This is a genomic window from Frigoribacterium sp. PhB107 (assembly GCF_003751515.1).
Classification (GTDB): domain Bacteria; phylum Actinomycetota; class Actinomycetes; order Actinomycetales; family Microbacteriaceae; genus Frigoribacterium.
The window spans coordinates 619,400-631,913 of record NZ_RJKU01000002.1 but is presented as its reverse complement, the minus strand read 5'-3'; the positions used below and the strand labels follow the sequence as shown (position 1 = coordinate 631,913).

General features: G+C 71.2%; 11 protein-coding genes and 1 pseudogene. 5 read left to right on the top strand and 7 right to left on the bottom strand.

What is annotated here, in order from left to right; translation table 11 throughout:
- Positions 1-5: 5 nt before the first annotated feature.
- Entirely contained in the window at positions 6-557 is a 552-nt protein-coding gene (locus EDF18_RS11180; protein WP_123547870.1) for a metallophosphoesterase, read from the top strand.
- Here the strand turns inward: EDF18_RS11180 and EDF18_RS11175 are convergent.
- Positions 554-1,528 carry a thioredoxin domain-containing protein gene (locus EDF18_RS11175; RefSeq protein WP_123547869.1) on the bottom strand — a complete coding sequence of 325 codons (975 nt, stop codon included), beginning with the start codon at positions 1,526-1,528 and terminating at the stop codon, positions 554-556. The genes EDF18_RS11180 and EDF18_RS11175 overlap by 4 nt on opposite strands.
- 276 nt (positions 1,529-1,804) lie before the next feature.
- On the opposite strand from EDF18_RS11175, the gene EDF18_RS11170 reads away from it, so the two are divergent.
- Together EDF18_RS11170 and EDF18_RS11165 are read left to right on the top strand one after the other, a co-directional pair.
- Positions 1,805-2,905 (top strand): ABC transporter ATP-binding protein, encoded by a 1,101-nt coding sequence (locus tag EDF18_RS11170; protein WP_123547868.1) that lies wholly within the window; start codon positions 1,805-1,807, stop codon positions 2,903-2,905.
- 203 nt (positions 2,906-3,108) lie between these two features.
- The gene (locus EDF18_RS11165; protein WP_123547867.1) at positions 3,109-4,425 is read left to right on the top strand and encodes a DUF4032 domain-containing protein; all 1,317 of its coding nucleotides are present in this window, start codon (positions 3,109-3,111) and stop codon (positions 4,423-4,425) included.
- Between the two features lie 111 nt (positions 4,426-4,536).
- On the opposite strand, the gene rlmB is transcribed toward EDF18_RS11165, so the two are convergent.
- From rlmB to EDF18_RS11145, 4 genes and pseudogenes are all read right to left on the bottom strand, one after another.
- On the bottom strand, positions 4,537-5,577 hold the full coding sequence (gene rlmB / locus EDF18_RS11160; protein WP_123547866.1) for a 23S rRNA (guanosine(2251)-2'-O)-methyltransferase RlmB: 1,041 nt from the start codon (positions 5,575-5,577) through the stop codon (positions 4,537-4,539).
- Complete coding sequence (gene cysS / locus EDF18_RS11155; RefSeq protein WP_123547865.1) at positions 5,574-6,992, bottom strand: cysteine--tRNA ligase; 1,419 nt, start codon at positions 6,990-6,992, stop codon at positions 5,574-5,576. The genes rlmB and cysS overlap by 4 nt, the downstream gene beginning before the upstream one ends.
- A gap of 134 nt (positions 6,993-7,126) precedes the next feature.
- Positions 7,127-8,452, bottom strand: a pseudogene (gene ispF, locus EDF18_RS11150) (2-C-methyl-D-erythritol 2,4-cyclodiphosphate synthase); the annotation flags it as partial.
- Positions 8,442-8,924: a CarD family transcriptional regulator gene (locus tag EDF18_RS11145; RefSeq protein ID WP_043597211.1), complete on the bottom strand. Its 483-nt coding sequence runs from the start codon at positions 8,922-8,924 to the stop codon at positions 8,442-8,444. The gene EDF18_RS11145 and the pseudogene ispF, both read right to left, overlap by 11 nt.
- Positions 8,925-9,059: 135 nt before the next feature.
- On the opposite strand from EDF18_RS11145, the gene EDF18_RS11140 reads away from it, so the two are divergent.
- Positions 9,060-9,689, top strand: a complete 630-nt coding sequence (locus EDF18_RS11140; protein ID WP_133738341.1) for a hypothetical protein — start codon at positions 9,060-9,062, stop codon at positions 9,687-9,689.
- A 95-nt stretch (positions 9,690-9,784) separates the two neighbouring features.
- Here EDF18_RS11140 and EDF18_RS11135 read toward each other — a convergent pair whose 3' ends face one another.
- Complete coding sequence (locus tag EDF18_RS11135; protein WP_123547862.1) at positions 9,785-10,471, bottom strand: response regulator transcription factor; 687 nt, start codon at positions 10,469-10,471, stop codon at positions 9,785-9,787.
- Positions 10,468-11,658, bottom strand: a complete 1,191-nt coding sequence (locus EDF18_RS11130) for a cell wall metabolism sensor histidine kinase WalK (protein ID WP_123547861.1) — start codon at positions 11,656-11,658, stop codon at positions 10,468-10,470. The genes EDF18_RS11135 and EDF18_RS11130 overlap by 4 nt, the downstream gene beginning before the upstream one ends.
- Positions 11,659-11,851: 193 nt before the next feature.
- On the opposite strand from EDF18_RS11130, the gene phoU reads away from it, so the two are divergent.
- Entirely contained in the window at positions 11,852-12,505 is a 654-nt protein-coding gene (gene phoU, locus EDF18_RS11125; RefSeq protein ID WP_123547860.1) for a phosphate signaling complex protein PhoU, read from the top strand.
- Positions 12,506-12,514: the final 9 nt, after the last annotated feature.

Below are 12,514 nucleotides of genomic sequence, written 5' to 3'. Positions count from 1 at the left end.
GCGCCATGAGCACCTCCGTCGTCGTCGTGTCCGACACCCACGTCCCGCAGAAGGCGAAGGCCGTGCCCGCGGCCGTGTGGAGCGCGGTCGAGAGGGCGGACGTCGTCGTCCACGCGGGCGACTGGACCGGCGTGCCGCTGCTCGACGAGCTCGAGGCGAGGGCACGCCTCCTCGTCGCCGTCTGGGGCAACAACGACGGCGACGACCTGCGCGGCCGCCTGCCCGAGGTGGCCCGGACGACGATCGACGGGGTCCGCCTCGCCGTCGTCCACGAGACAGGACAGAAGGAGGGGCGCGAGACCCGGATGGACCGTGCCTTCCCCGAGACCGACCTGCTCCTCTTCGGCCACAGCCACATCCCGTGGGACACGACGACCCCGGCCGGCCTGCGGCTGCTGAACCCCGGCTCGCCGACCGACCGTCGGCGCCAGCCGCGGGCCACCTACCTCACGCTCACGCTCGACGCCGGCGCGGTGCGCGACGTCGTGCTGCACGAGCTGCCGCTGCGCACCGACGCGCTCGACGGGGTGCTGCCGCACCCCCGGATGACGACCTAGCCGGCGGGGGTCTCGGCCGGCGCCTCCTCGGCGGGTGCCTCGGTCGACGTGGGCGTGGGCGTCGCGGTCGCGGCGTCCGCGTAGCTGTTGCCGGCGGCGGTCACGACGAAGTTGCGGAACTCGTCGTTGGTGAACGGCTGGCTGAACTCGTACTGCTGGCCGTTGACGAGAACGGTGGGGGTGCCGCGGAACGACTGGACGTTGCTGTTGGGCAGGGGGCCGTCGAGCGCGCGCTCGGTGGCTGCGCCCACCCACGACGCGAACTCCTGGTCGTCGATGCACCGGGTGATCTGCGACGCCGACGTGACCCCGTCGACGCCGGTCGCGATCTCGGCCAGGCGGGCGTCGTCGAGACCCCGCGTGCCCTCTTCTGGCTGGTTCTCGAACATCGCCGTGTTGAAGTCGAAGAACGAGTTCGGCGAGTAGTTCGCGACGCACGCCGCCGCGTTGGCGGCACGGTTCGAGTACTTCGTGCCGAGGGAGCTGTTGGTGAGGATCGCCACCGGGTGGTACTCGACCGTGGCCGCGCCCGACGAGACGAGGCCGGCGATGTACTCGTTGTTCGCCTGCTCGAAGCCGCCGCAGATCGGGCACAGGTAGTCGAGGTAGATCACGATGTCGACGGTGTCGGACGACGCGGTCGTCTCGGTGGCCGTGGGCTCGTCGTCGGCGCCGAGGGCCGGGGTCGTCTCGGCCACGAAGTCCTGGCCGATGCGGATGCCGTCGCTGGCCATGTTGGCGGGGCCGGGGCCTGCGGGACGGATGCTGTTGGTGATCACGACGACGACGGCCACGACGATGGCGAGCACGACGACGACGAGGCCGCCCTGCAGCAGCCAGCGGCTCGTCTTCTGGCGCCGCTTCTGCTTCTTGCGGGCGAGCTGGGCGCGCTCACGGGCGGCTGCGCGGCGCTGGTTCTTGGTCGCGTTCTTGCTCAGCGGCTCGGAGCCTGAGGGGCCGATGTCAGTCATGGAACGGTTCTCCGATGCGCGACGAGGTCGCGGTCGCGTCGTAGGGGGCTGAACGGGCCCGAGGAGGTGGAGGGCCCGGTCGATGGTACGAGCGCGGACTGGGAAAAGTCCAAACAACCCGTGGCCGGATCGTGACTCCGTGGCCCCCGGAGAGGTGGGGATGAGTCACCTCCTGTGGCATGCTGGGCGGAGTGGTCACCGCTGACCCAGGGTGATCACCAATCCGTTCACGAAGGATCGTCCGGCACGTACCTGCCGGTGAAGGAGAAATGAATCATGGCGTCCGTGACGTTCAGCAAGGCAACCCGTCTCTACCCCGGCTCGACCCGACCCGCGGTCGACGCGATCGACCTCGAGGTCGCCGACGGCGAGTTCCTCGTCCTCGTGGGCCCCTCGGGCTGCGGCAAGTCCACCACCCTGCGCATGCTCGCCGGCCTCGAAGAGGTCAACAGCGGCGACATCTTCATCGGCGACCGCAACGTCACCGACGTGCCCCCGAAAGACCGGGACATCGCGATGGTGTTCCAGAACTACGCGCTGTACCCGCACATGACCGTCGCCGAGAACATGGGCTTCGCGCTCAAGATCGCCGGCGTCGGCAAGGAGGAGCGCGCCACCCGCGTCCTCGAGGCGGCCAAGCTGCTCGACCTCGAGCCCTACCTCTCGCGCAAGCCCAAGGCCCTCTCCGGTGGTCAGCGTCAGCGCGTCGCCATGGGCCGCGCAATCGTGCGCCAGCCGCAGGTGTTCCTCATGGACGAGCCGCTGTCGAACCTCGACGCCAAGCTGCGCGTGCAGACCCGCACCCAGATCGCCTCGCTCCAGCGTCGTCTCGGCGTCACCACGGTCTACGTCACGCACGACCAGACCGAGGCCCTGACCATGGGCGACCGCATCGCGGTCCTCAAGGACGGCGTCCTCCAGCAGGTCGGCACCCCCCGCGACCTGTACGAGAAGCCGCAGAACGTCTTCGTCGCCGGCTTCATCGGCTCCCCCGCGATGAACCTGCTGCCCGCCGACGTCGTCGCCGGCGGCATCCAGTTCGGCACCGCGGTCACCGCCGTCGACCGCGACACCGTCGGCCAGGCCAACGGCACGAGCGTCACCATCGGCGTCCGTCCCGAGGACGTCGTCGTCAACACCGCCGGCGAGGGCCTCGCGGTCACCGTCGACGTCGTCGAGGAACTGGGCGCGGACGGCTACCTCTACGGCCACACCGAGGTGAGCGGCCAGCGCGTCGACATCGTCGTGCGCGTCGACGGTCGCAACCACCCCAAGCTGGGCGAGACCATCCACATCACGCCCCAGGCGCACCACGTGCACGTCTTCGACACGGAGTCCGGCGAGCGCCTCGGCGACAAGGCCGTCGTCAGCGCCTAGCGACACCCTGATCGGCCCGTCGAGACCGTCCGGAGCAGCGCTCCGCACGCCTCGGCGGGCCGTTCGGCTGTCCGCGGCCGCAGCTCCTGCGTGACTCGGCCCGCGCCTCCTGCGACACTGGCCCCACCCGTGCCCGCCGCCCGTCCGGACGGCGGGCCTCCTCGCCCGCACTCCCCCGGTCCCGCCACCCCCTGAAAGCGACCATGAGCGACTCCCTCAACATCACGTCCGCCACGGCCGACCCTGCCCTCCTCGACCTGCCCTGGGCCCTGCCCCTCGACGAGTGGCCCGACGACGCGATCGCGACCCTGCCGAAGGGCATCTCGCGGCACCTGGTCCGCTTCGCGCACCTCAGCGGCTACGTCATCGCGATCAAGGAGACCTCGGGCGAGATGGCCCGTGGGGAGTACGAGATGCTCCGCACCCTGCAGCGGATGGACATCCCCTGCGTCGACCCGCTCGCCGTCATCACGAACCGGCACGACGTCGACGGCAGCCTGCTGAATCCCGTGCTCGTCACCCGGCACCTCAAGTTCTCGCTGCCCTACCGGGCGCTCTACTCGCAGACGCTGCGGCCCGAGACGGCGACGCGCCTCGTCGACGCGCTCGCCCTGCTGCTCGTGCGCCTGCACGTGATCGGCTTCTACTGGGGCGACGTGTCGCTCTCGAACACGCTCTTCCGCCGTGACGCCGGGGCCTTCGCCGCGTACCTCGTCGACGCCGAGACCGGCAAGCTCTACCCGGGCGGCCTGTCGAACGGACAGCGCGAGAACGACCTCGAGGTCGCCCGTGTCAACATCGCCGGCGAGCTGCTCGACCTCGAGGCCGGCGGCCGCCTCGACGACAACCTGGACGCCGTCGACGTGAGCAACGGGATCGTCGCCAAGTACCGCAGCCTGTGGACGGAGCTCACCGGCAGCGAGACCTTCGACAGCTCGGAGCGCTGGCGCATCAACGACCGCGTCGAGCGGCTGAACGACCTCGGCTTCGACATCGAGGAGCTGGCGATCAAGACCACCGAAGGCGGCACACAAGTGCGGATCCAGCCCAAGGTCGTCGACGCCGGGCACCACTCGCGCCGTCTGCTGCGCCTCACGGGACTCGACGTGGAGGAGAACCAGGCCCGCCGCCTGCTGAACGACCTCGACGCCTACCGCCTGCGCACCGGCCAGATCGACGCCGACGAGGAGATGGTGGCGCACGAGTGGGCCGCCCGCGTCTTCGAGCCCGTCGTGCGATCGATCCCGCGCGAGATGCGCGGCCGGCTCGAGCCCGCCGAGGTGTTCCACCAGCTGCTCGAGCACCGCTGGTACCAGTCGCAGCAGGAGGGCCGCGACGTGCCGATCGCCGAGGCGCTGACCTCGTACATCAACGACGTGCTGCGCCACCGCCGCGACGAGCGGACCGTGATCGCGCCGGCGACCGAGTCGATCCGGTTGCCCGACGACGAGCTCGACGGGGACGACGACGAGGCCGAGGCCGAGGACGACGAGCTCGAGGACTGGCGCGCGAAGGTCTGACGCCGCCGGCCACCGGACAGCCGAACACCCCGGAGTGGACGGAACACCCCGCATCGACGGGGTGCTTCGTCCACTGCGGGGTGTTCGCAGCAGGACGACGCCGAGGAGGCGCTACTTGCGCTCGGCGCGCAGCTTCGAGATCTCGTAGAGCGTCACGCTCGCGGCCATGCCGGCGTTGAGCGACTCGACGGCCGTCGTGATCGGGATGGAGACCACCGCGTCGCAGGTCTCGGCGACGATGCGCGAGAGGCCCTTGCCCTCGCTGCCGACGACGACGACGAGCGGGCGGTCGGCGAGCTCGAGGCCGGGCAGCATCACGTCGCCGCCGCCGTCGAGGCCGAGCACGAAGACCCCTTGTTCTTTGAACGACTTGAGCGTCTGGGTGAGGTTCGCCGCCATCGCGACGGGGACGCGGGCTGCGGCACCGGCCGAGGTCTTCCAGGCGGAGGCGGTGAGGCCGACCGAGCGACGCTGCGGGATGATGACGCCCTGGCCGCCGAAGGCGCCCACGGAGCGGATGATCGCGCCGAGGTTGCGGGGGTCGGTGATGCCGTCGAGCGCCACGAAGAGCGGGGTCTGCTGGCGCTTGACCGAGGCCTCGAGCAGGTCGATCGGGTGCGCGTACTGGTACGGCGGCACCTTGAGGGCCACGCCCTGGTGCACGGAGTCGGGACCGGTCAGGCGGTCGAGCTCGGGGCGCATGACCTCGAGCACGGGCAGCCCGCGACGGGTCGCCAGCGTGAGGATCTCCTTGGTGCGGTCGTCCATCTCGATGCGCGCGGCGATGTAGAGAGTCGAGGCGGGGATGCGCGTGCGCAGCGCCTCGAGCACCGAGTTGCGACCGGTGACCATCTCGCTGTCGTCCGCCGTCTTCGGGCGACGACGGGGCGCCTCCTGCCCGCCCCGGCCGGCCACGGCCGACCCGGCGCGCGGGCCGTTGCCGGCGCGGCCGCGGGCGGCGTCGAGGCGCTCGCGCGCCGCCTTCGCCTTGCCTGCGGGGTGGTACGGGCGGTCCTCCGCGGCGGGCGTGGGCTTCTTGCCCTCGAGCGCCTGGCGCCCCTGGCCGCCGCTGCCGACCTGCTTGCCCTTGCTGCCCTTGCGGACGGCGCTGCTGCTCGGCCGCCCCTTGTTCGCTCCGCTGGTGTTCTTCACTGTTCGAGGCTCCAATGCGACCCGCTGGGGGTGTCTTCGATGGTGATGCCGGCGGACGCCAGCATCTCGCGTACGCGGTCGGCCTGCGCGAAGTCGCGCGCGGCCCTGGCTTGCTGACGCTGTGCGAGGAGGGTCTCGACGATGGTACCGAGCGCGCGGTGCGCGTCGCCCTCGTCGGCTCCGCGCCACTCGGGCGCGAGCGGGTCGACGCCGAGCACCGCGACCATGGCCTGCACGTGCTGCCACTCGCGGGCTGCTGCGTCGAGGTCTCCGTCGTCGAGCGCGGAGTTGCCGGTGCGCACGGCGTCGTGCAGCACCGCCAGCGCCTGCGGCACGTTGAGGTCGTCGTCCATCGCCTCGGCGAAGTCGTCGGGGACGACGCGCGCACCGACGCCGGCGAAGCGGGTGCCGGCGAGGCGGCGACCGGCACGGGAGAGGAAAGTCTCGATCCGGTCGAGGGCCGCCTCGGCCTCGAGCAGCGCGCCGTCGTGGTAGTCGATCGTCGACCGGTAGTGCGCCGAGCTGAGGAACCAGCGGACGACGACCGGACGGGCCGCGGCGAGGAACTCGCTCGCGAAGATCGAGTTGCCGAGCGACTTCGACATCTTCTGTCCGTCGACCGCGACGAGGCCGTTGTGCAGCCAGTGGGACGCGAAGGCGTCGCCGGCGGCCGTCGACTGCGCCAGCTCGTTCTCGTGGTGCGGGAACCGCAGGTCGAGACCGCCGCCGTGGATGTCGAAGGCGGTGCCGAGGTAGCGGCGCGACATGGCCGAGCACTCGATGTGCCAGCCGGGACGCCCGTCGCCCCACGGCGACGACCACACGGCGGACGCGGGCTCGTCGGCCTTCGCGCCCTTCCACAGGGCGAAGTCGCGCGGGTCGCGCTTGCCGCGGGGATCGGCGTCGGCGGCCGGCGCCATGTCGTCGAGGCCCTGGTTCGTCAAGGCGCCGTAGGTCGGCCAGCTGGCCGTGTCGAAGTACACGTCTCCCGAGTCGTCGGGCGCGACGTACGCGTGGCCCTTCTCGATCAGCGTCGTGACGAGCTGCTGCATCTCGGTGACGCTCGCGGTCGCGCGCGGCTCGTAGGTCGGGGCGAGCACGCCCAGCGCCTGGTACCCGGCCGTGAACTCGAGCTCGTAGCGGTAGGCGCGCGCCCACCATTCTTCGTCGGTGCCGCTCGACAGCGCGAGGATCTTGTCGTCGACGTCGGTGACGTTGCGCACGAGCGTCACGTCGAGCCCGCGGTAGGTGAACCACCGGCGCCACAGGTCGTAGACGAGGGCGCTCCGGAGGTGGCCGATGTGCGGCGACGACTGGACCGTCGGCCCGCAGACGTACAGCCCGACCTTGCCGGGGACGAGGGGGACGAAGTCGACGAGCGCCTGCTCGCGCGAGTCGTAGAGGCGGATGGTCACGCGGATCGGTCCGTTTCGGTGGTGTCGGTCTGGTCAGGCTGGTCGCTCTGGTCGGGCTGGTCTCGCTGGTCGCCGGTGCCCGCCGTCGAGGTGCCCCGAGGAGGCGCGGTCCGCTCCCGAGGCTCGACCACCGACACCAGCGCGGTCGCGATCGCGGTCACGCCCTCGCCGCGACCGGTGAAGCCGAGCCCGTCGGTGGTGGTCGCCGAGACGCTGACGGGCGCGCCGACGACCTCGATGAGGCGCGCCTCCATCTCGAGGCGGCGGGCGCCGATCCGCGGACGGTTGCCGATGACCTGGACCGCGACGTTCACGACGTCGAAGCCCGCGTGCGTGAGACGCTCGAGCGCCGCGGTGAGGAACACCTCGCCGCTCGCCCCGGCGAAGCGGGGGTCGGAGGTGCCGAAGACGGAGCCGATGTCGCCGAGGCCCGCGGCGGAGAGCAGGGCGTCGACCACGGCGTGCGCGACGGCGTCGCCGTCGCTGTGGCCGGCGAGGCCCGTCTCGCCGGGGAAGTGCAGGAGGCCGAGGTGCAGCGGCTCGTCCGCGTCGAAGGCGTGCACGTCGACGCCGAGGCCGGTGCGGAGCCTGTCCGCGGCCGCGCGGACGCCGTCGGCGACAGAGGATCCGCCGGCGACTGAGGATCTGCCGGCGCGCTCCGCGACCAGCGTCTCGGCGCGGCGCAGGTCCCAGCTCGTGGTGATCTTGAACGCGGCGGGGTCGCCCGGGACGACGACGACCTCGTGGCCGGCCGCGGCGAAGAGCGCCGCGTCGTCGGTGAACTCGACGACGGGAGCCACGTCGTCGGCAGCCTCGGCCTCGAGGGCCGTCGCGGCGCCGACCACGGCGGCGGACGCGTACGCGGCGTCGAGCTCGGCGCGGGGGAACCCCTGCGGGGTCTGGACGGCGACCAGCTCGGAACGGTCGACCGTGCCGACGACCCGGCCTGCGCCTCCTGCGGAGACCTTCTTGATCGTGTCGGTGACCGGCAGCCCGGGGACGACGCCGTGCCCCGTGGCCTCCACGGTCTCGGCGACGATGTCGAACTGGCTCGTGGGCGTGAAGGGGCGTGCGCAGTCGTGCACGACCACCGTGCGCACGCCGGTCGCGACGGCGGCGAGGCCGGCTGCGACCGACGTCTGACGGCTGTCGCCACCGACGACGACCGACACGTGGTCGGCCGCGACACCGGCGACGCCGCGCACGAGGACGGTGGCCTCGTCGATGAGCGCGGCGGGCACGACGACGACGACGTGCGTCGGGACGGACGAGGCGAAGACGGCCTCGAGCGAGCGCTCGAGGATGCTGCGGCCTGCGACCTCGACGAAGGCCTTGGGGCGGCCCTGGGCGAGGCGGGTGCCGCTGCCCGCCGCTACGACGACGACCGCGCGGACGGTGCCGCCGAAGGGTGAGACCCCGGGGGCGCCGACCGCGCGGTCGTCGGTGGTGCTAGGAGGCAAGAACCTCGTCGAGGACGCTCGACGCCTTCTCTTCGTCCGTCTTCTCGGCGAGCGCGAGCTCGCTGATCAGGATCTGGCGCGCCTTGGCGAGCATGCGCTTCTCGCCGGCGGACAGCCCACGATCCTGGTCGCGGCGCCAGAGGTCGCGGACGACCTCGGACACCTTGATGACATCGCCGGACGCGAGCTTCTCGAGGTTCGCCTTGTAGCGGCGGGACCAGTTGGTGGGCTCTTCGGTGAAGGGGGCGCGGAGCACGTCGAAGACGCGGTCGAGCCCTTCTTTGCCGATCACGTCGCGGACGCCGACCAGGTCGACGTTGTCCGCGGGTACTTCGATGGTCAGATCACCCTGGGTGACGCGAAGCTTGAGGTACAGCTTCTCTTCGCCCTTGATGATCCGCTTCTTGACTTCAGATATGGTCGCGGCCCCGTGATGGGGGTAGACGACGGTCTCTCCGACCTCGAACTGCATGAATCAGGCTCCGTTCTGCGGCACCCAGGATACCATGCGCACCCCTCGGCCAGGCATGCCTGAGAAGCCGGGGTGCACGGCATCGCCTAGGCTAGACGAGAACCCTTGCCGTGAACTGGAACCTGGAGGTCACCCGTGCGAGTCGGACCTGTGCTCGAGACGAACTCGACGGTCGCCCGAGCGCGACGCTTCTCCCGCGGGGCCGCCGTCACCGCGACCGCCCTGGCCGTCGTGACCCTGGTCGCGGGCTGCAACTTCATCAGCCCCCAGCGCACCACCAAGATCTACGACGCGAGCGACGGCACGAGCATCACGGTCGGCGACGTCAAGGTCCGCAACGCGATCGCCCTGACCGACGACGGCGCCGAGGCCAGCCTCGTGATGACCGTCATCAACGAGAGCGACGACGCGGTCGAGGTGTCGTTCCAGTACGAGACCGAGTCCGGCGACGAGACGCAGACCGTCGACGTCGACGCCCGCTCGCAGGTCGACCGCGGCACGAGCACCGACGTCGACCAGTTCGTCATGACCGACCTCGACGTCACCCCCGGCCAGCTACTGCCGGTGTTCGTCCAGTACGGCACCGAGACGGGGAAGATGCTCCAGGTGCCCGTCCTGACCGGCGCCCTGCCCGAGTACGCGACGCTGCTCCCCACCCCGACGCCGAGCGGCGAGGCGGTCGAGCCCGGCGAGTCCTCGACCCCGCTGCCCGAGAGCGACGTCCAGGAGGCGGAGCCCAGCCCGTCGGCCACCGCCGACCGCTAGCCCCGGCTGCACCACGAGAGAGGCCCGGCCCCGCAGACGCGGGAGCCGGGCCTCTCTCGTGTCGCCCCACGACGTGTCGTCGCGGCGACGGGGCACTAGGCCTCGATGCGGTACCCGAGCCCGCGCACCGTCACGAGCGCCTTCGGCTCGGACGGCACCGGCTCGATCTTCGAGCGGATGCGCTTGATGTGCACGTCGAGGGTCTTCGTGTCGCCGAAGTAGTCGGAGCCCCACACGCGGTCGATCAGCTGGCCGCGGGTCAGCACCCGGCCGGCGTTCCGCATCAGCAGCTCGAGCAGCTCGAACTCCTTGAGGGGCATGGCGACGTCCTCGCCGCGGACGGTGACGACGTGCCGCTCGACGTCCATCCTGATGTCGCCCGCCTCGAGCACGCCGTCGGCGAGGTCGTCGTCGTCGTCGACCCGGCGGCGCAGCACGGCGCGGATGCGGGCGAGCAGCTCACGCGTCGAGTACGGCTTCGTGACGTAGTCGTCGGCGCCCAGCTCGAGCCCGACGACGATGTCCACCTCGCTGTCCTTCGCGGTGAGCATGACGATGGGCACCTGCGACTTCGAGCGCAGCACCCGGCAGACCTCGGTCCCCGGGATGCCGGGGAGCATGAGGTCGAGCAGCACGAGGTCGGCACCGGTCTTGTCGAAGGCGGCCAGGGCCGAGGGGCCGTCGTCGGCCACGGTGACGCGGTAGCCCTCGCGCTCGAGGATGAACGCCAGGGGCTCGCTGAGCGACTCTTCGTCCTCGACGATCAGGATGTGGGTGGTCATCGGGTATCGGTGTCTCCTCGTGTGGTGACCGGGATGGGGACGCTGCGGGTCTCAGGACGGGTCTCGACCTGGGGCAGACGGACGGTGAAGGTCGACCCGCTGCCGACCTGGGACCAGACGCGCACGTCGCCGCCGTGGTTCTGCACCACGTGCTTGACGATGGCGAGGCCGAGGCCGGTGCCGCCCGTGCGGCGGGACCGTGCGGGGTCGACGCGGTAGAAGCGCTCGAAGACGCGCTCCAGTTCCTCTTCGGGGATGCCGAAGCCCTGGTCGGTGACGGCGACCTCGACCGAGCCGTCGCCGCCCGAGGCGAGGCCGATGCCCACCCGCGAGCCGTCCGGCGAGTACGCGATGGCGTTCGCGACCAGGTTGTCGACGGCCGTGACGAGCATGGCCTCGTCGCCGAGCACCTTCGCGCTCTTGCCCCCGCGCACGATGAGCTCGACGGACCGCGCCTCGGCGACGACGCGGTTGCGGTCGACGGCGGTGTCGACGACCGACCGCAGGTCGATGGTCTGCGACGACCCGAGGGCGTCGACGGCCTGCAGGCGCGACAGCTCGATGATGTCCTGCGTCAGGCGCCCGAGCCGGTCGGCCTCCTGCGTGAGGCGGCCCGCGAAGTGGCGCACCCGGTCGGGATCGGCCGAGGCGGCGTCGAGCGCCTCGGCGAGCAGGCCGACGGCACCGATGGGGGTCTTCAGCTCGTGGCTGATGTTGGCCACGAAGTCGCGGCGCATGTCGTCGAGGCGTCGGCCCTCGGTGTGGTCCTCGGCGAGCACGAGCACGTAGCGGCCGCCCAGGGCCGCCGCCCGGACGCCGAGCTGGATGGTGGCCTCGGAACCGGGGAGGCGCGCGAGGGTGAGCTGCGCCTCCTGCGGCTCGCCCTCGTGGCGCACCCGGCCGACCATCGCCTCCATCTCGGGGTGCACGAGGTGGTGCTGCGCCGAGACGAGCCCGAGCTGCGTCGCCGCCGCCGAGGCCTTGAGGACGTTGCCCGACGGGTCGACCACCATGCCGGCGGACTCGAGGGCGTCGAGCACCGCGTCGATGCCGTCGGGCAGGGTGCTGTCGACCAGGGCCGCGACGCGCGCGGCACGGTGCTGCGCCGCCACGACGACGAGCACGATCGCCGCACCCACGACGGCGCCGAAGAGCAGCGACGCCGGCACCAGCCAGGCGGAGTCCATGCGGTCGACTTTAGTGAACAGCCAGGGGCCGGATCGACCGCCCCCTGCCCATCCGCTGTACTTTGGTGACTGTTCAGTCGCTGGGCACCAGTCGTTAACCTCCACCCGAGAGAGTCGTCTGGAATGTGCGGGCGACGTCGTCTGCGGCACGGGCGCACACCCGCCCCGACACCACGAGAGGTCCCATCACCACATGCGCGAGGTATTCCAGCAGGAGCTGCAAGAGGTGCAGGAGCGCCTCGTCGAGATCGCAGGCCTCGTCGCGATCTCGATCGACAACGCCACCACCGCCTTCAACGAGTCGAACGTCACCCTGGCCGAGAAGGTCATCGCCGACGACGACCAGATCGACCAGCGCGCCATCGCGCTCGACGAGCTCGCGATCGACATCCTCGCCCGCCAGAACCCCGTCGCCCGCGACCTGCGCATCGTCGTGAGCGCGCTGCGCATCAGCTCGTCGCTCGAGCGCATGGGCGACATGTCCGAGCACATCGCCCAGCTGGCGCGCTACCGGTTCCCCGAGAAGGTCGTGCCGAAGTCGCTGCGCCCCACCTTCAAGGAGCTCGGCGAGCTCGACGTCGCGATCGCGCACAAGCTGACCGAGCTGCTCACGACCGAGGACGTCCGCCTCGCGGAGGAGATCCGCAACGACGACGACCGCATCGACGAGTTGCACCTCAGCGTCTTCGACAAGGTGCTCGGCGAGACGTGGAAGGGCGCCGCCGTCGACACCGTCGACTCGACCCTCGCGTCGCGCTACCACGAGCGCTTCGCCGACCACGCGGTGTCGATCGCCAAGAAGGTCCAGTACCTGGCCACCGGCGACTGGGTCGCCCCCGAGGCCTGATCGGCCCTC